The sequence below is a fragment of the Streptomyces sp. NPDC041135 genome (assembly GCF_055592085.1).
The window spans coordinates 216432-234945 of record NZ_JBVIYZ010000008.1; the positions used below are offsets into that span (position 1 = coordinate 216432).

Annotated in this window: 13 protein-coding genes, 4 tRNA genes and 1 other RNA gene; 13 read left to right on the forward strand and 5 right to left on the reverse strand. The window is 74.4% G+C overall.

Features of this window, described 5'->3' with window-relative positions:
• Nucleotides 1–34: 34 nt before the first annotated feature.
• Nucleotides 35–1861, forward strand: a complete 1827-nt coding sequence (locus ACZ6CZ_RS20835) for a copper resistance CopC/CopD family protein (RefSeq protein WP_469023405.1) — start codon at nt 35–37, stop codon at nt 1859–1861.
• A 68-nt stretch (nt 1862–1929) separates the two neighbouring features.
• Nucleotides 1930–3288, forward strand: a complete 1359-nt coding sequence (locus ACZ6CZ_RS20840) for an RNA-binding protein (RefSeq protein ID WP_469023115.1) — start codon at nt 1930–1932, stop codon at nt 3286–3288.
• A gap of 74 nt (nt 3289–3362) precedes the next feature.
• On the opposite strand, the gene ACZ6CZ_RS20845 is transcribed toward ACZ6CZ_RS20840, so the two are convergent.
• A tRNA-Ser gene (locus ACZ6CZ_RS20845) sits at nt 3363–3450 on the reverse strand.
• Nucleotides 3451–3523: 73 nt separating this feature from the next.
• Between ACZ6CZ_RS20845 and ffs the strand changes: the two genes are divergently transcribed.
• From ffs to ACZ6CZ_RS20875, 6 genes are all read left to right on the forward strand, one after another.
• Nucleotides 3524–3618: signal recognition particle sRNA small type (gene ffs, locus ACZ6CZ_RS20850), an RNA gene on the forward strand.
• Nucleotides 3619–3774: 156 nt separating this feature from the next.
• Nucleotides 3775–6141 carry a DNA polymerase III subunit gamma and tau gene (locus tag ACZ6CZ_RS20855; protein WP_469023118.1) on the forward strand — a complete coding sequence of 789 codons (2367 nt, stop codon included), beginning with the start codon at nt 3775–3777 and terminating at the stop codon, nt 6139–6141.
• A 123-nt stretch (nt 6142–6264) separates the two neighbouring features.
• Entirely contained in the window at nt 6265–7551 is a 1287-nt protein-coding gene (purD, locus tag ACZ6CZ_RS20860) for a phosphoribosylamine--glycine ligase (RefSeq protein ID WP_469023120.1), read from the forward strand.
• Between the two features lie 272 nt (nt 7552–7823).
• On the forward strand, nt 7824–9737 hold the full coding sequence (locus ACZ6CZ_RS20865) for a M48 family metalloprotease (RefSeq protein WP_469023123.1): 1914 nt from the start codon (nt 7824–7826) through the stop codon (nt 9735–9737).
• A 212-nt stretch (nt 9738–9949) separates the two neighbouring features.
• Entirely contained in the window at nt 9950–11446 is a 1497-nt protein-coding gene (locus tag ACZ6CZ_RS20870) for a N,N-dimethylformamidase beta subunit family domain-containing protein (RefSeq protein WP_469023125.1), read from the forward strand.
• Between the two features lie 96 nt (nt 11447–11542).
• Nucleotides 11543–12442: a phosphoribosylaminoimidazolesuccinocarboxamide synthase gene (locus ACZ6CZ_RS20875; protein ID WP_469023127.1), complete on the forward strand. Its 900-nt coding sequence runs from the start codon at nt 11543–11545 to the stop codon at nt 12440–12442.
• A 37-nt stretch (nt 12443–12479) separates the two neighbouring features.
• Here the strand turns inward: ACZ6CZ_RS20875 and ACZ6CZ_RS20880 are convergent.
• From ACZ6CZ_RS20880 to ACZ6CZ_RS20895, 4 genes are all read right to left on the reverse strand, one after another.
• Nucleotides 12480–12555, reverse strand: a tRNA-Gly gene (locus ACZ6CZ_RS20880).
• A 536-nt stretch (nt 12556–13091) separates the two neighbouring features.
• Nucleotides 13092–13164 (reverse strand) — tRNA-Gly (locus ACZ6CZ_RS20885).
• An 84-nt stretch (nt 13165–13248) separates the two neighbouring features.
• Nucleotides 13249–13320, reverse strand: a tRNA-Gly gene (locus tag ACZ6CZ_RS20890).
• A gap of 160 nt (nt 13321–13480) precedes the next feature.
• Complete coding sequence (locus ACZ6CZ_RS20895; RefSeq protein WP_469023130.1) at nt 13481–13798, reverse strand: histone-like nucleoid-structuring protein Lsr2; 318 nt, start codon at nt 13796–13798, stop codon at nt 13481–13483.
• A gap of 354 nt (nt 13799–14152) precedes the next feature.
• Here ACZ6CZ_RS20895 and purS point away from each other — a divergent pair, with 354 nt between their 5' ends.
• The 5 genes from purS to ACZ6CZ_RS20920 all read left to right on the forward strand — a co-directional run bounded on the left by purS (nt 14153) and on the right by ACZ6CZ_RS20920 (nt 18491).
• Entirely contained in the window at nt 14153–14425 is a 273-nt protein-coding gene (purS, locus tag ACZ6CZ_RS20900) for a phosphoribosylformylglycinamidine synthase subunit PurS (protein WP_020940955.1), read from the forward strand.
• Nucleotides 14422–15126 carry a phosphoribosylformylglycinamidine synthase subunit PurQ gene (gene purQ / locus ACZ6CZ_RS20905; protein ID WP_469023132.1) on the forward strand — a complete coding sequence of 235 codons (705 nt, stop codon included), beginning with the start codon at nt 14422–14424 and terminating at the stop codon, nt 15124–15126. Before purS ends, purQ begins: the two co-directional genes overlap by 4 nt.
• Nucleotides 15123–17381 carry a phosphoribosylformylglycinamidine synthase subunit PurL gene (gene purL, locus ACZ6CZ_RS20910; protein WP_469023135.1) on the forward strand — a complete coding sequence of 753 codons (2259 nt, stop codon included), beginning with the start codon at nt 15123–15125 and terminating at the stop codon, nt 17379–17381. The genes purQ and purL overlap by 4 nt, the downstream gene beginning before the upstream one ends.
• Nucleotides 17382–17512: 131 nt before the next feature.
• A complete protein-coding gene (locus ACZ6CZ_RS20915; RefSeq protein WP_469023137.1) occupies nt 17513–18310 on the forward strand; it encodes a maleylpyruvate isomerase family mycothiol-dependent enzyme in 798 nt (265 codons plus the stop codon).
• A gap of 1 nt (nt 18311) precedes the next feature.
• On the forward strand, nt 18312–18491 hold the full coding sequence (locus ACZ6CZ_RS20920; RefSeq protein WP_469023139.1) for an META domain-containing protein: 180 nt from the start codon (nt 18312–18314) through the stop codon (nt 18489–18491).
• Nucleotides 18492–18514: the final 23 nt, after the last annotated feature.

The following is an 18514-nucleotide window of genomic DNA, read 5'->3' on the forward strand; positions in this document are numbered from 1 at the left end:
CGAGGGACGACGCCGGCGGGCGCTGCGGCACCTGCTGCTCCTGGCCGGGATCCTGCTCACCCTCCTCGCCGGCGGTGCCGCGCCCGCCTCGGCGCACGCCACGCTGCGCGCCACCGACCCCGCCGACGGGAAGGTCCTGCCGTCGGCGCCGCGCTGGATCACGCTGACGTTCACCGAGTCGGTCGGCCTGCTCGACGACTCCCTGCGCGTCTACGACCCCCGCAACCACCGCCTGCGCACCGGCCCGGCGCGGCACGCACCGGACCGCTCCGACACCGTCCGGGTCGGGCTGCCTGCCGCCGCCGGCCGGGGCACCTTCACCGTGGCGTGGCGGGTGGTCTCGGCGGACAGCCATCCGGTCTCCGGCGCGTTCACCTTCTCCGTCGGCGAGCGCTCCGCGACGGTCACCGGCATCGACCCCGGCCCGGTGGAGCACCCGCTCACCGGCAGGCTGTACGACCTCGCCCGCTACGCCGCGTACGGCGCCGCGGCCCTGCTCATCGGCACCGCCGCGTTCGTCGCGCTGTGCCGCCCGGCGGACACCGCGGCGCTGCGCACCGCGCTGCGGGCGGGCTGGTGGGGGCTGCTGGCCGCCACCGTGGTCCTGCTGGTGCTGCGCGGCCCCTACGAGACGGGCACCGGCCCGCAGACGGCCCTCGACCCCGCGTCCCTGACCCGCGCCCTGTCCGCCCGCCCCGGCCTGGCCCTGCTGGCCCGGCTGGCCCTCCTGCTGCTCACGGGCGTCCTGCTGCGCCGGGTACGGCGGCCCTCCTCGCGCCCGGTCCTGGCGGGCGGGGCCGTACTGGCCGTGGCGCTCGCCCTGACCTGGGCGGCCGCCGGACACGCCTCGGCCGGTGTCCAGGTACCGCTCGCCATGACCTCCACGGTGCTGCACCTGCTGGCCATGGCGACCTGGCTCGGCGGCCTGACGGCCCTGCTGACGACGCTGAACCGGGCACCGGCCGACGGGATCGCGGCCGTCACCGCCCGCTTCTCCCGGCTGGCGTTCACCTCGGTGACGGTCCTCGTCGTCACCGGCGTCTACCAGTCCTGGCGCGGCCTCGGCTCCTGGCAGGCCCTCACCACGACGTCCTACGGCAGGCTCCTGCTCGCCAAGGCCGCGGTGGTGACCCTCCTGCTCATGGCGGCGAGCCGCTCCCGCCGCCACACGACCGGCGTGGCGCCGGTGCCGTCCGCGACAGCCGCGGACCTCGCGGCTTCCGGGGCCCTGAAGGCACCCGAGGCGGAGCGCGCGCCGGTGACGGTGCCCGCCGGGAAGGACACCGCCCCCCGGACACCCCTCCCCCCGTCCGCGCCCCCTGCGTCACCTTCCTCCGCGGGTCGGGGTGAGGCGGACCGCCGGGCCCTGCGCCGCTCGGCGCTGGCGGAGGTGGCCGTGGCCGTGGTCGTCCTGGGGGTCACGACCGTCCTGACGAACACGGTCCCGGGCCGGGCGGCGGCCCGGACCCAGGAGGCGGCGACGGCCTCGGCGGCCGGCGGGCTGCCCACGGCGTCGGTCACCACGCTGCCCTTCGCCGTCGACGCCGCCGGCACGCCCGGCGCCCACGGCACGGTGCAGGTCACCCTGGACCCGGGCCGGACGGGCCGCAACTCCGTCGAAGCCGTCGTCTACGGCGCCGACGGCGGCCTCGCCACGGTCCCCGAACTCCGGCTGTCCTTCACCCTGCCCGCCCGGGACATCGGCCCGCTGAACGCCGGGCTCACCGACCGCGGCGGCTACTGGGCGGCCCCCGCCGTCGACCTGCCCATGGCCGGCACCTGGACGATGAGGGTGACCGTACGGGTCTCCGAGCTGGACCAGGTGACCGTCTCCGAGCCGGTGCGCATCACCCGGCGCTGAGCCCGGCGTTCACCCGCCCGGGTCGCCCGGGTCGCCCGCACCGCACCGGGTGGAATCTCCTTGGGGTCATGAGCAACGGCGACGAGCAGCTGTCGGCCAGGGAACGCACGGAGCTGGACGAGCTGCGCGGCCGGGTGAGCGCCCTGGAGGGCGGTGGCGCGTCGGGGGCGGCCGGACACCACCGGCTGCGGTCGCTCGGCTCGGCCCTGCTGATCCTCCTGGCCGCGCTGCTGTCCCTGCTGGCCGTCGTGGCGGTGTGGGCGAACAGCATCGTCGACGACACCGACCGCTACGTCGCCACCGTCGCCCCGCTGGCCGAGGACCCCGATGTGCAGCAGGCGGTCACCGCCCGGGTGACCACCGCCGTGCTGGCGCAGATCGACGTGGACGCCCTGGTCAAGCAGCTGTCGGACGCGGCCTCGGAGAAGGGGGTGCCCCCGCGGGCGGCGCAGCTGGTGAACCAGCTGGACGGGCCGATCACGAGCGGCCTCAAGCAGCTGGTCGGCGCCACGGTGGAACGGGTGATCCGCAGCGATGCCTTCCAGACGGCCTGGGTGGAGGGCAACCGCAGGGCCCACAGCGCCCTGGACGAGGCCCTGACGGGCGAGGCGGGCGGGGCCGTCTCGCTGAAGGACAACCAGGTGACCATCGACCTGGCGCCGATCGTCGCCCAGGTCAAGGACCGGCTGGTCGCCGCCGGTCTCGCACCCGCCGCGAGCATCCCGGCCGTGCACACGCAGTTCGTGGTGTTCGCCTCGAAGGACGTGGGCAAGGTCAGGACCGCGGTGCGGGTGCTGGAGATCCTGGGCGGCTGGCTGCCGCTGATCGCCCTGCTGGTCGCCGCGGCCGGTGTGTACCTGGCCGTCCACCGCCGGCGCGCCCTGATCGGCGCCGCGCTGGCGGTGTTCGTGGCCATGGTCGTCCTCGGTGTCGCCCTGACCGTGGCCCGCGACATCTACCTCGGCCACCTGCCCCCCGGCACCTCCCAGGCCGCGGCCGGCACCGTGTACGACGCGCTGATCAAGTTCCTGCGCGCGGCCGTACGGGCACTGGGCGCGGTCGCCCTGTTCACCGCGCTGGGCGCCTTCCTCGTCGGCCCGAGCCGCGCCGCCGTCACCACCCGCACCGGCTGCCGCCGGGGCATCGGCGCCCTTCGCGACGTGTCGGCCTCCGCGGGCCTCCGCCTCGGCGCCACCGGACGCTTCGTGCACCGCTACAAGCACTGGATCGGCGTGGCCGTCCTGGTGATCGCGGCGGTCGTCCTCTTCACCTGGAGCTACCCCACCACCGCGGTGGTGATCTGGACGGCCGTCCTCACCCTCCTGGCCTTCGCCCTCAGAGAATTCCTGGACCCCGGCGATGACACCGGCACCCGGCCGGCACCGCCCGCGAACACCCCACCCGGCGAACCGACCGCAGGACACTGACCTCACCGGTCACGCACGACGAAGGGCCCCACCGCGAACGGTGGGGCCCTTCGACATCGTGCCCGGTGAGGCACTGGCGGAGGATACGAGATTCGAACTCGTGAGGGGTTGCCCCCAACACGCTTTCCAAGCGTGCGCCCTAGGCCTCTAGGCGAATCCTCCGCTCGGAACATTACATGACCGAGGGGAGTGCTCGCGAACTCGTTCTCGCAGGCCGGGATCGGGTACTCTTTCGGCAGCCCCTCACGCGGCGCTATCTGACTGAACTCCCCCAGGGCCGGAAGGCAGCAAGGGTAGGTCGGCTCTGGCGGGTGCGTGGGGGGCGTCTGCGTTCCCGGGCGGAGCGGGAGCGGGGAGGCCGCGGCGGGCCGTCGGGGCGGGCCCGCGGGTGGGGCGGCCGGGGCGGAGATCGTCGGCGGGGTCGCGGGTTGTGGGCGATGTCTCGGGCGGGGCTCGTTGTCGGTGGGCGCCTATAACCTCGTATGCGTGTCGTCTCTCGCGCTGTACCGCCGCTATCGCCCGGAGTCCTTTGCCGAGGTCATCGGGCAGGAGCATGTCACGGACCCGTTGCAGCAGGCGCTGCGGAACAACCGGGTCAATCACGCGTACCTGTTCAGCGGACCGCGTGGCTGCGGCAAGACGACCAGCGCCCGCATCCTGGCCCGCTGCCTGAACTGCGAGCAGGGCCCGACCCCCACCCCCTGCGGGAAGTGCCAGTCCTGCCAGGACCTCGCGCGCAACGGCCCCGGTTCCATCGACGTCATCGAGATCGACGCCGCCTCGCACGGCGGTGTGGACGACGCCCGTGAGCTGCGCGAGAAGGCGTTCTTCGGGCCCGCGGGCAGCCGGTACAAGATCTACATCATCGACGAGGCCCACATGGTCACGTCGGCCGGCTTCAACGCGCTGCTGAAGGTCGTCGAGGAGCCCCCGGAGCACCTGAAGTTCATCTTCGCCACGACCGAGCCCGAGAAGGTCATCGGGACCATCCGCTCGCGCACCCACCACTACCCGTTCCGGCTCGTGCCGCCGGGCACCCTCCGGGACTACCTGGCCGAGGTCTGCCAGAAGGAGGACATCCCCGTCGCGGACGGCGTGCTGCCGCTCGTCGTGCGGGCCGGCGCCGGTTCCGTGCGTGACTCGATGTCGGTCATGGACCAGCTGCTCGCCGGCGCCGGGGCGGACGGTGTGACGTACCCCATGGCCACCTCGCTGCTCGGCTACACCGACGGCTCCCTCCTCGACTCCGTCGTCGAGGCCTTCGCCACCGGTGACGGGGCCGCCGCCTTCGAGGTCGTCGACCGGGTCATCGAGGGCGGCAACGACCCGCGCCGCTTCGTCGCCGACCTGCTGGAGCGGCTGCGCGACCTGGTGATCCTCGCCGCCGTCCCGGACGCCGCGGAGAAGGGGCTGCTCGACCACCCCGCCGACGTCGTCGAACGCATGCAGGCCCAGGCCGGCACCTTCGGCGCCGCCGAGCTGAGCCGCGCCGCCGACCTCGTCAACGAGGGCCTGACGGAGATGCGCGGCGCCCATTCGCCGCGCCTCCAGCTGGAGCTGATCTGCGCCCGCGTGCTGCTCCCCGCCGCCTACGGCGACCAGCGCGCCCTCATGGCCCGCCTCGACCGCCTGGAGCGCGGCGTCAGCTTCTCCGCCGGCACCGGCGCGCCCGCGATGGGCTACGCCCCGGGTCCCGAGGCCCACGGCGGCCCGGAGACCGGCGCCGGCACGCCCCCGTCCACGGCCGCACCGCTGCCGCCCGGCACCGGCGCGGCCGCCGCCCGCGCGGCCGTACGGCCCCCGGTCGCCGCCGGTGGCGGTACGGGGAGCGGCGCGGGCGGTACGGCACCGGGCCCGGCGCCCGCGGCCCCCGTGGCACAGGGCGGCCCCGCCGCCCCGGCACCGGCCCCGGCAGCTGCCGCGACACCCCCGGCACCGGCACCGGCACCGACGGCGCCCGCCGCCCCCGCCCCGCAGGCCCCGGCCGCCACCGCCCCCGGCGCCTGGCCCACCGCCGCGGCCGTCGGCGGCGGCCGGCGCCCCGGCGGCTGGCCCTCGGCCACGCCGGGCGGAGCGGGCCAGGGCCAGAGCCAGGGACAGCCGCAGAGCGGGCCCCCGGCCGCTGCCACCCCCGCCCCGGCCCCCGCGCCCACGGCCGCCCCGGCACCGGCCTCCGCCCCCGCCGGCGGCCTCGACCCCCGCACGCTCTGGCCGAACATCCTGGAGGCGGTCAAGAACCGCCGCCGCTTCACCTGGATCCTGCTCAGCCAGAACGCCCAGATCACCGGCTTCGACGGCACCACCCTCCAGCTCGGCTTCGTCAACGCCGGCGCCCGTGACAACTTCGCGGGCAGCGGCAGCGAGGACGTCCTGCGGCAGGCGCTGTCGGAGCAGTTCAACGTGCAGTGGAAGATCGAGGCGGTCATCGACCCGTCGGGCGGCTCGGCCCCCGCGACGACCGGCGCCCCCGGTGGTCCCGGCGGCTTCGGCGCCTCCCCGGGCGGTGGCTACGGCGCCGCACCCACCGGTGGCTACGGCGGTGGCGGCCAGGCGGGCCACGGCGGCTCGGCAGGCCCCGGCGCGTATCAGGCGGGCGGCTCCGCGCACTCCGCCGGGTCCCCCTCCGGGTCCCCGGGCCCCGCCGCGTCGCAGGCCCGCGGCGCGGCCCCGTCCGCCCCGGCGCCGGGTCCCCGGTCCCAGGCCGCGCCCGAACCGCCCCCGGCCAACGTCGCCCCCGAGGACGACACCCCCGAGGACGACGACCCCGACCTGGACGAGTCGGCCCTCTCCGGTCACGAACTCATCGTCCGGGAACTGGGGGCGACGGTGATGGAGGAGTTCACCAACGAGTGACCGGCGAGCGGACTCCGGCGTGCCCGGCGCCCCCGCGTTCGGAGAAACGCACAGCCCACCGCTCCCTCCCCCTTCGGCGGCCCGCACAAAGCGCCGCACCCCCGGCCCGTTAGGCTGACCCCCGTGAAGGTCCTCGTCATCGGCAGCGGTGCCCGCGAACACGCCCTGTGCCGTTCCCTGTCCCTCGACCCCGACGTGAGCGCGCTGTACTGCGCCCCCGGCAACGCCGGCATCGCCGAGGTCGCCGAGCTGCACGCGGTCGACGCCCTGGACGGCAAGGCCGTGGCCGCGCTGGCCACGGACCTCGGCGCCGGTCTCGTCGTCGTCGGTCCGGAGGCCCCGCTGGTCGCCGGGGTCGCCGACGCCGTGCGCGACGCGGGCATCCCCGTGTTCGGCCCCTCCGGGGAGGCGGCGCTGCTGGAGGGCTCCAAGGCCTTCGCCAAGGACGTGATGGCGGCGGCCGGGGTGCCGACCGCCCGGTCCTACGTCTGCACGACCGCCGACGAGGTCGCCGAGGCCCTCGACGCCTTCGGCGCGCCGTACGTCGTCAAGGACGACGGGCTGGCCGCCGGCAAGGGCGTCGTCGTCACCTCCGACCTGGAGGCCGCCACCGCGCACGCGGCCGCCTGCCTGGCCGTGCCGCCCACGCCGTCCAGGCCGCGGGGCAGCGTCGTCATCGAGGAGTTCCTCGACGGCCCCGAGGTGTCGCTGTTCGCGATCACCGACGGCGTGACGGTCGTCCCGCTCCAGCCCGCCCAGGACTTCAAGCGCGCCCTGGACGGCGACGAGGGCCCGAACACCGGCGGCATGGGCGCCTACTCGCCGCTGCCCTGGGCCGACCCGGAGCTGGTGGAGGAGGTGCGGCGGACCGTCCTGCAGCCCACCGTGGACGAGCTGCGCCGCCGCGGCACCCCGTTCTCCGGGCTGCTGTACGCCGGTCTGGCCATCACCGGCCGCGGCATCCGGGTGATCGAGTTCAACGCCCGCTTCGGCGACCCGGAGACCCAGGTGGTCCTGGCCCGGCTGCGGACCCCGCTGGCCGGTGTCCTGTTCGCCGCCGCCACCGGCACCCTCGCCGACCTGCCGCCGCTGCGCTGGAGCGAGGACGCCGCCGTCACGGTCGTCGTCGCCTCCCACAACTACCCCGGCACCCCGCGCACCGGTGACCCGATCACCGGCCTGGACGAGGTCGCCGCCGAGGACGCCCCGCACGCCTACGTCCTGCACGCCGGGACCCGGCTGGACGGCGACGCCGTCGTCAGCGCCGGCGGGCGTGTGCTGTCCGTCACCGCCACCGGCGCCGACCTGACCGAGGCCCGCGAGCGCGCCTACCGTGCCGTGTCCCGCATCCGCCTCGACGGCTCCCAGCACCGCACCGACATCGCCGCGAAGGCGGCCGCGGGCGCCTGACCTGGCCCTTCCGCACCACCGCAGCCCCTCAGGCCCCGGACGAGGAATCCGGGGCCTGATCTTTGCTGTCCGTCATCCAGCTTTGACCAAGGCCATTCCATCGAGTGACCGATGCCTTTTCCTGCTGACGTGGGCCGGGGCCCCAACTAGGGTGCGGCGCAAGCGTTCCGGCACTTGGCCCACCGGCATTGCGATGTCGGTGGCGGGTGCCACAGTGGGGGAGTGAGCAAGAGCCAGGGCAGCGCGACGCAGGGAGGGGGTGTGGTCCGCGCATGACCGGAATCGGTGCGGAGATGGGCGCGCAGGCAGCGCGTTCCAGGGCCCTCGCCGTGCTGCGCGTGCGCGGCCGGGCCCTGGGCGTGGCCGTGCTGCCCGCGGCGGTGGCGGTGGTCCTGCTGGCCGGCGGCCACAGCGGCCACTTCACCGGTGCGGGCTGGGACGCGGCCCGCTGGGCGGTGGGCGCGCTCGCGCTGCTCGTGCTGCTGGCCGCGGCCGGTGTCGCCCTGGTCGTCGCCCGCGCCCGCCCGGCGGTGACCCCCACGGTCCGGGTCGCCGAGGAGGCGGCCCCCGACCTGTACCGGATGGTGCGCGACCTCGCCGACCGCCTGGACGTGCCCGCCCCGTCCGCCATAGCGCTCACCCCGGACTGCGACAGCTGGCTGGAGGACCGCACCCACCCCGCGCACGGCCCGCCCCCGCGCGAGGCGGCCGACGAGACAGCGGACCCCGGCCGGCGCGCCCAGCGCCGTACGCCCGCCGCGCCCGTCCTCGTCATCGGCTCCCCGTTCCTGTGGTGGATGCGCGTCGGGGAGCTGCGCGCGGTCCTCGCCCCGGTCGTCGCGGGCACCGGACCCTCGGCGCACCCCGACATAGCGGCGGCCCGCCGGTTCGTGCGGGGCCTGGACGCGGCGGTCGCGGTCGCCGCGACGCCCGGCCGATGTCCGCTGACCCGGGGTCTGTGCGCGGCCGTCGGCTGGGTGGCCCGGCTGCTGCTGCGCGGCTGCCGGGAGCACGCGGCCCTGATGGAGCGCGGGGTCGCCGCGGCGGCGGCCGAGCGCGCCCAGGCCGTGGACTACGGCCTGCGGATCGTCGCCCAGGAGCAGGTCGGGCTGGCGTACGCGGGCTGGGACCGGCTGCTGACCAGGGTGGCGCTGCCGGCCTGGCGGATGGGCCGCTGGCCCTCCCGGCTGGACGCGGGCGTCGTCGCGGCGCTCACCGAGCTGTCCCGGCGCGACCGGCTGGCCGAGGGCTTCGCCTCCCGCCTGGGCGAGCGCCCCGCCTGCGACCTGCTGGAGGAGCCGGGCGCGGTCGACGAGGCCGCCTCCCTGCTCGCCGCCCGGCTCTTCCACGGCGGCCCCGCCGAGCCGGGCGCGCACTGGGCGCCGGTGGGCTGGCAGGAGTACCCCGAGGAGGTCGTCGACCGCACCTGGCGCGCCGACGCCGCCCGGCTGCACCGCGTCCTGGACTCCCTGGGCGTACGCCCCGCCCCTGGCTCCACCACCGACCAGGCCGGTCCCACCCTGGCCCGCGTGCTGGAGCACCTCACCGACACCGACACCGACCCGGCCGCCGCCGCGACGACCGCCCCGGACGCCTACCAGGCACGCGGCACGGGGGCGCGAACGGCCGCCGCCGACCACGGCACCGGCTCCCGCGCCACCGGAGCCCGAGCCGGCGCCTACGCCGACGACGACGAGGACGGCACCGGCAACGAGCGCGGCGCCGCTCTCGCCGCCGGGCTGAGCGCCGAGCTGGCCCGCGAGGAGGCCGCCTCGGCCGCCGCCCCCAAGGCCGCCGCCCGCGAGTCCGGCCCGGGCCGGGGCGCGGCCGGGCAGGAGCCGGCCGTGCCGGGCACCGCCGTAGCGGCGCCCGCCCCCGCGGGGCCGGACCTCGCCCTCTGGGACGACGCCGCTCTGCCCCTGTTCCCGCTGCGCCCCCCGCGCACCGCCCGGGAACTCCTCGCCGAGCACGTCACGGCGATGGTGTGCTGCGCCGCCGTCGACACGGCCGGTGGTGCCCCCGCGCTGGACTGGCTCGACGGCCCCTCGCTGCTGCTGGGCGGCGAGCGGGCCGCCGACCTCGGCCCCAAGGTCCGCAGCCTGATCGAGGAGGGCGACCCGGGACCGCTGCGGGCCTGGCTGGTCGCCACCGGCATACGGCCGGAGAAGCCGGTGCGGCTGGTCTGAATCGGGACCGCCTCCGCGTCCGGCCCCGGTCGCCCGGCCCGCGGTCCCGGGTCAGGAAACGGAATATCTGGTTCCACTTAAGGTCAATTCGCAACGACCAGTGACCGGACGCGTGCGTGATGTGATGTGCTGGGACCGACCTCGCGCGCGGCACGAGCGTGCGACCTACGCAGAGCGACCGAGACACGGGGGCATGAGGGAGGGGAGCGTCCATGGCCTCGGACCACATCCGCCGCTGGGAGTCCGGAGCGCTCGCGCATGCCGTCACCGACCCCTTCGGCCAGGGCCCGGTCCCCTGGCTGCGCGGCAGCGAGACCTACTTCGACGACACCGGCCACGTCGTCCCCTGGTACGTCGACCCCAGCCGCCCGCAGCCCACCGGTGAGAACCCCCGGGTCCCCGCGCCGCGCCCGGCCGGCGGCGGACCGCGCTCGGCCGACGACGTGCACCGGCAGATCAAGGGCTTCACCTCCACCGGCGCGGTGGCCCCCGGCGAGGCCATCGACTTCCACATCACCGTCGACCCGCCGCAGCAGTTCAGCGTCGACATCTACCGGATCGGCCACTACGGCGGCGACGGCGCGGCGAAGATCACCACCAGCCCGCGTCTGTCCGGCATCGTCCAGCCCCCGCCGCTGGCCGCGGACCGCACGGTCTCCTGCCACCACTGGTGGCTGTCCTGGCGCCTCCAGGTCCCCTCCTACTGGAGCGTCGGCGCCCATGTGGCCGTCCTGACCACCGCCGACGGCTACCGCTCCCACGTGCCGTTCACCATCCGCGACGACCACCCCGCCGACCTGCTCCTGCTGCTCCCGGACGTCACCTGGCAGGCGTACAACCTCTATCCGGAGGACGGCCGCACCGGCGCCAGCCTCTACCACGCCTGGGACGACCGGGGCCGGCTGCTCGGCGAGGCCGACGCCGCCACCACGGTCTCCTTCGACCGGCCCTACGCGGGCGCGGGCCTGCCCCTGCACGTCGGGCACGCCTACGACTTCATCCGCTGGGCCGAGCGCTACGGCTACGACCTCGCCTACGCCGACGCCCGCGACCTGCACGCCGGCCGCGTCGATCCCACCCGCTACCGGGGCCTGGTCTTCCCCGGCCACGACGAGTACTGGTCGCCGCAGATGCGCCGCGCGGCCGAGGTGGCCCGCGAGCACGGCACCTCGCTGGTTTTCCTCTCCGCCAACAGCCTGTACTGGCAGGTGGAGTTGGGCCCGTCCCCGTCCGGCGTCCCGGACCGCCTGCTGACCTGCCGCAAGCGCAAGGGCCCCGGCAGGCCGGTCCTGTGGCGCGAGATCGACCGGCCCGAGCAGCAGCTGATGGGCATCCAGTACGCGGGCCGCGTCCCCGAGCCGCACCCGCTGATCGTGCGCAACGCCCGCCACTGGCTGTGGGAGGCGACCGGCACGCAGGAGGGCGACGAGATCGCGGGCCTGGTCGCCGGCGAGGCCGACCGCTACTTCCCGCGCACCGCGCTCCCGGGGCACGACGAACGCATCCTGCTCGCCCACTCCCCCTACACCGACAGTGCCGGCGTCCTGCGCCACCAGGAGACCTCGCTCTACCGCGCCCCCTCCGGCGCCCTGGTGTTCGCCTCCGGCACCTTCGCCTGGTCCCCGGCGCTGGACCGTCCCGGCCATGTGGACGCCCGCGTCCAGCGCGCCACGGCCAACCTCCTCGACCGCATCTGCAAACGGGACTGAGCCCGCGCGCCCGCCGGACCCGTGCGACCCGCTGTCCGCGGCCGGTGTCCCGTACGGGACAATCGAGGCACTCAGACAGAACCACGGGGAGGAACCGTGTCCGGATTCGTCGAAAAGCCCGAGCCGATCGAGGTTCCGGGTCTGGTGCATCTGCACACCGGAAAGGTGCGCGATCTGTACCGGAACGAGGCGGGCGACCTCGTGATGGTCGCCAGCGACCGCATCTCCGCCTACGACTGGGTGCTGCCCACCGAGATCCCCGACAAGGGCCGCATCCTGACCCGCCTCTCCCTGTGGTGGTTCGACAAGCTGCGCGACCTGGCCCCCAGCCACGTGCTCGGCACCGACCTCCCCGAGGGCGCTCCCGCGGACTGGGCGGGCCGCACGCTGGTCTGCAAGTCCCTCGACATGGTCCCGGTGGAGTGCGTCGCCCGCGGCTACCTCACCGGCTCCGGGCTCGCCGAGTACCGCCAGAGCCGTACCGTCTGCGGTCTCGCGCTGCCCGAGGGCCTGGTCGACGGCTCCGAGCTGCCCGGCCCGATCTTCACCCCGGCCACCAAGGCCGAGGTCGGCGAGCACGACGAGAACGTCTCCTACGAGGAGGTCGCCCGCCAGGTCGGCGCGGAGACCGCCGCCCAGCTGCGCCAGGCCACGCTGGCGATCTACTCCCGCGCCCGGGACATCGCCCGCGACCGGGGCATCGTCCTGGCGGACACCAAGTTCGAGTTCGGCTTCGAGGGCGACACCCTGGTCCTGGCCGACGAGGTGCTCACCCCGGACTCCTCCCGTTTCTGGCCCGCGGACCAGTGGCAGCCGGGCCGGGCGCAGCCGTCGTACGACAAGCAGTTCGTGCGGGACTGGCTGACCTCCGCCGAGTCCGGCTGGGACCGCACGGGCGAGCGGCCGCCGCCGGAACTGCCGCAGCCGGTGGTGGAGGCGACGCGGGCCAAGTACGTCGAGGCGTACGAACGGCTCACGGGCACCAGCTGGTCCTGACGCGAAAGGCCCCCGGGGGAACCCGGGGGCCTTTTCGTGGAGCGGACGACGAGGTTCGAACTCGCGACCTCAACCTTGGCAAGGTTGCGCTCTACCAACTGAGCTACGTCCGCACTGCGCCGTGGCGCGGAAGCAACTATACCCAACCCGGCCCCCGCGCGGGACGCCCTCGCCGCGGGACACGCGGCGCCCGGCGTCCCGTCGAGGCCCCGGGCGGAATCTCGGGCGGGGTCCGCCGTGCCGCCGTTCCCCGGTGGGCCGCTGCCCGCCTCCGCCTGCCCGCCCGGCCCGCCCGGCCCGCCGGGCTCCCGCGCGGCCGGCGGTGGGACGAGCGCCCGTGACGGCCCGGGACTCAACTCCGGCCGCCGACAGGCGTCTTCCGGCGGTCGCCGCCGAGGCCGGTCCGCGCCGCGGCTGCCGGGTGCCCGCCGGGTCCGGCCGCCCGCGCCCGCTCCGGGGCGGACCGCGCACGCCGCCGCGAGGGAGCGCCGCAGGTGCCGGGCCGTCCCCGCCGGATGCCGAGCGGCGGTGCGTCGCCGGGCGGTCCTGCTTGCGCGGATGTGGCCGTCTTCACACCGTCCCCGCGTGCGGGCGGCGTGGTCCGGACAACGAGAAGACCCCGGTCCGATGGACCGGGGTCTCGTTCCCGAGCGGACGACGAGGTTCGAACTCGCGACCTCAACCTTGGCAAGGTTGCGCTCTACCAACTGAGCTACGTCCGCACTGCCCCCGACCGGCTCCCACCGATCGGTGCGAGCACCAGCCTACCTGATCCACAAGAGCCCTTGTGACGGTCGGCGGTGCAGAGCGGGTGACAGGAATTGCACACTGCGCCTTCCCCCTGGAAGGGGGATGTTCTACTACTGAACTACACCCGCGTGGACCTCGGGGGTTCCGGCCTTTCGGCCCTCGCCCCTCGGCGTGCTCCAGACATTAGCTGATCAGCAGGGGGGTAGCGCAAGTCGGTGGCCCCCGGCGCCCAAGTCGGCCCCTCCCAGGGTCCGCTGACGGGCCCTGGGAGCGGCTGCCCGCACGGCGTCACTGCGCCGCGGTGAACGCCTCGTAGACCTTCTTGGGGATCCGGCCGCGGGCGGGGACGTCCATCTTGTTCGCCTGGGCCCAGGCGCGGACCGCCGCGGGGTCGGGGGCGACCTCCGTCTGCCGGTACGCCTTGCCCGACCTCGACCGCTTGCGGCCGGCCTCCACGTAGGGCGCGAGCGCCTTGCGCAGTTTCTTGGCGTTGCCTTCATTCAGGTCGATCTCGTACGACTTGCCGTCGAGGCCGAAGGCGATCGTTTCCGCCGCTTCCGAGCCGTCGATGTCGTCAAAGAGAGTGACCACGACCTTCTGCGCCACGAATATCGGTCCCTTCGTGCGACACCGCGTCGCCATGACGTGCCAGGACGCCATGGGGGATACGACCCGGATGTCGACTGTCCGCCAGTTATCGAGCAAAGTATCGGCTATTGCCAATTCATTTGTACAGTGCCCGGCAATGCAAAGTGAAGCCTGACTAAATCCGCCCGCGTGTCCGGGCGCAATAGATGTCGGGGGCCGATCCGTCGAACTTTCCCAGAACTTTTCGCCGGACCGCCCGTTCGACACCTGATCGTGATGGCGGTCACGTAGCTTCCTCCAACTCTACCCGCGTAGAAATTTTGTGCGGGTAGTCTGAAGGAACCTGCTCAGCACCACACACCGGGAGTGCCAGTGGCACGCGTCGTAGTCGACGTCATGCTCAAGCCGGAGATCCTCGACCCCCAGGGCCAGGCGGTCCAGCGGGCGCTGCCGCGCCTGGGTTTCGACGGCATCTCGGACGTCCGCCAGGGAAAGCGATTCGAACTGGAAGTTGACGGGCCGGTCGACGAGGCCGCGCTCGCGCGCATCCACGATCTTGCCGAATCCTTCCTCGCCAACACCGTGATCGAGGACTTCACCGTCAAGGTCGAGGAAGCGGCGGAAGTCGCGGAGGCGGCGAAGTGACCGCTCGTATTGGGGTCGTCACTTTCCCGGGAAGTCTCGACGACCGGGACACCCAGCGCGCGATCCGTCTCGCGGGCGCCGAACCGGTCGCCCTCTGGCACAAGGACAAGGACCTCCACCAGGTCGACGCCGTGGTGCTGTGCGGCGGTTTCTCGTACGGCGACTATCTGCGCGCGGGTGCCATCGCGCGTTTCTCCCCGGTGATGGAGCCCCTCGTCGAGCAGGCGAAGGCCGGTCTCCCGGTCCTCGGCATCTGCAACGGCTTCCAGATCCTCACCGAGGCCCACCTGCTGCCCGGCGCGATGCTCGGCAACGACCACCTGCACTTCATCTGCCGCGACCAGAAGCTGCGGGTGGAGAACGCGGGCACCGCCTGGACGAGCGACTACCGCGAGGGCCAGGAGATCCGCATCCCGCTGAAGAACATGGACGGCCGGTACGTCGCCGACGCGTACACGCTGGACAAGCTGGAGGCCGAGGGCCGGGTCGCCTTCCGCTACCTGGTCGAGGGCGACGCCGCCGACGGGTACGGCAACCCCAACGGCAGCCTCCGCGACATCGCCGGGATCAGCAACGAGGCCGGGAACGTCGTGGGCCTCATGCCGCACCCCGAGCACGCCGTCGAGCCGCTGATCGGCAGCGGCCGCACCGACGGGCTGCCGTTCTTCACCTCGATCCTCAAGAAGCTGGTCAACGCATGAGCCGGACGCCTCTGGACACGGTCGAACACGCGGCCGCAACCCCCGACGTCGAGCTGCCCTGGGCCGAACTCGGTCTGAAGAAGGACGAGTACGAGCGGGTGGTGGAGATCCTCGGCCGCCGCCCGACCGGCGCCGAACTCGCCATGTACTCGGTCATGTGGTCCGAGCACTGCTCGTACAAGAGCAGCAAGGTGCACCTGCGCCAGTTCGGCGAGAAGGCCCCCCAGTCCGACGCGCTGCTCGTCGGCATCGGCGAGAACGCCGGTGTCGTCGACGTCGGCCAGGGCTACGCGGTCACCTTCAAGGTGGAGTCGCACAACCACCCCTCCTACGTCGAGCCCTACCAGGGCGCGGCCACCGGCGTCGGCGGCATCGTGCGCGACATCATCGCGATGGGCGCGCGCCCGGTCGCGGTCGTCGACCCGCTGCGCTTCGGCGCCGCCGACCACCCCGACACCAAGCGCGTCCTGCCCGGCGTCGTCGCCGGCATCGGCGGCTACGGCAACTGCCTGGGGCTGCCCAACATCGGCGGCGAGGTCGTCTTCGACGCCTGCTACCAGGGCAACCCGCTGGTCAACGCCGGTGCCATCGGCGTGATGCGGCACGAGGACATCCACCTCGCCAAGGCCTCGGGCGCCGGCAACAAGGTCATCCTGTACGGCGCCCGGACCGGCGGCGACGGCATCGGCGGCGCCTCCATCCTGGCCTCCGAGACCTTCGACGACGCCAAGCCCTCCAAGCGCCCCGCGGTCCAGGTCGGCGACCCCTTCCAGGAGAAGCTCCTCATCGAGTGCACCCTGGAGGCGTTCGCCGAAAAGCTGGTCGTCGGCATCCAGGACCTCGGAGCGGCCGGGCTGTCCTGCGCCACCTCCGAGCTGGCCTCCAACGGCTCCGGCGGCATGCGCGTGACCCTGGACGACGTACCGCTGCGCGACTCCACGCTCTCGCCCGAGGAGATCCTCATGAGCGAGTCGCAGGAACGCATGTGCGCGGTGGTCGAGCCGGCCAAGGTCGAGCGCTTCCTGGAGATCTGCGCGAAGTGGGACGTCATCGCCACCGTCATCGGTGAGGTGACCGACGGCGACCGCCTGGAGATCTACTGGCACGGCGGCAAGATCGTCGACGTCGACCCGCGGACCGTCGCCCACGAGGGCCCGGTGTACGAGCGCCCCTACGCCCGCCCGGACTGGCAGGACGCCCTCCAGGCCGACGACGCGAACAAGCTGCCCCGGCCGGCGACGGCCGAGGAGCTGCGCGAGCAGGTGCTGAAGCTGGTGGCCTCGCCGAACCAGGCGTCCAAGAAGTGGATCACCTCGCAGTACGACCACTTCGTGCAGGGCAACACCGTCCTCGCCCAGCCCGAGGACTCCGGCATGATCCGCGTCGACGAGGAGACCGGGCTCGGCGTCGCCATCGCGACGGACGGCAACGGCCGCTACGCGAAGCTGGACCCGTACCACGGCGCCCAGCTCGCCCTCGCCGAGGCCTACCGGAACGTGGCGACCACCGGCGCCAAGCCGCTCGCCGTCTCCGACTGCCTGAACTTCGGCTCGCCCGAGGACCCGGCGGTGATGTGGCAGTTCGCGGAGGCCGTCCGCGGTCTGGCCGACGCCTGCCAGCAGCTCGGCACCCCGGTGACCGGCGGCAACGTCTCGCTCTACAACCAGACGGGCGAGGCCGCCATCCACCCGACCCCGGTCGTGGCCGTCCTCGGCGTCATCGACGACGTGGCCCGCCGCACCCCGGTCGCCTTCCAGGAGGAGGGCCAGCTGCTCTACCTCCTCGGTGACACCCGCGAGGAGTTCGGCGGTTCGGCCTGGTCCCAGGTGGTCCACGACCACCTCGGCGGGCTGCCCCCGAAGGTCGACCTGGAGCGGGAGCGGCTGCTGGCCGAGATCCTGATCTCCGCCTCCCGCGACGGCATGATCGACTCCGCGCACGACCTGTCCGACGGCGGTCTCGTCCAGGCGGTCGTGGAGTCGGCGCTGCTCGGCGGCAAGGGCGCGCGGCTGATCGTCCCGGACGGGCTGGACGCGTTCACCTTCCTGCTCTCCGAGTCGGCCGGCCGCGCGGTCGTCGCGGTGCCGCGCTCGGAGGAGGTCCGGTTCAACGACATGTGCGGTGCGCGCGGCCTCCCGGTCACCCGCATCGGCGTCGTCGACGGCGACGCGGTCGAGGTGCAGGGCCAGTTCACGCTGTCCCTGGCCGAGCTGCGCGAGGCGCACGAGGCCACCATCCCGGCGCTGCTGGCGTAACGCCCGCGGCCCGGTCCGCAGCAGGCCCGCGGGCCCCGTCCGGAGTACCGGGCGGGGCCCGCGCGCGTCCGCGGCCGGAGCCGGGCGCACGGCCTTGGGCCGCCCCGCCGTGACGGCATAGGGTCGCTGCCATGCCCACGGCCAGACGACGCGCCCGCACCTACGACCCCGCCAGGACCCGCGCCGCGGTGACCGCCCAGCTCGGCCACGTACGGCAGGCCGTGCGCGGCCTCTCCGCCGGGCAACTGGCGCTGCCCACCCGGCTCGGCGCGTGGACCGTGCGCGACCTGGTCGCGCACATCGGGATGGCGGTCACCGCCGTCCACCGGGCGCTCGAGCGCCCGGAGCCGCCGAAGGCGGACGCCGTCCTGCTCGACTGGCCCTTCGCCACGGCCGCCAACGCCGGGGCCATCGACGAGTTCACCCGCGCCCTGGCCGACCGGCACCCCGACCTCGACGCCTACCTCGCCGGTGTCGAGGACTCCCTGGCCGCGGTCCTCGGCGAGCACTCCGGCGGCCGGGTGCTGGAGACCAACGCGGGGGCGCTGCCGCTGGACGACTACCTCGTCACCCGCACCGTCGAACTCGTCGTCCACACCGACGACCTGAACGCGGCCGTGCCGGGCCTGGAGGTGCCGTTCGACCGCCAGGCCGTGGCCGCCGCCACCCGGCTGCTCGCCGACGCCCTCGCGGTGCGGGCGCCCGGCGCCTCCACCGAGGTACGGGTGCCGCCCTACGCCGTCGTGCAGTGCGTCGAGGGGCCCCGGCACACCCGCGGCACCCCGCCCAACGTGGTCGAGACCGACCCGCTGACCTGGGTCCGGCTCGCCACCGGCCGGCTGTCCTGGGCGGACGCCGTGGCCGGGGCGCAGGTCAGCGCGAGCGGGGAGCGGGCGGACCTCGGCGCCCTGCTGCCGCTGCTGACGTGAGGTGAACCCGGTCGCCGCTCGCGCGCCGGACACCCGGATGATGTGCGAAGCCTCACTCATGGACACCGAAAGGCGGCCGCCGCGGCTGTTCGGCCACCCCGCCGGCCACCGCCTGGAGCAGCCGCCCCTCACCCTGACCAGCGCAAACGGCGAGACGGTGACCGCGCGGGCGGGCGAGTGATCCACTGCGGCCTGGCATCCCCA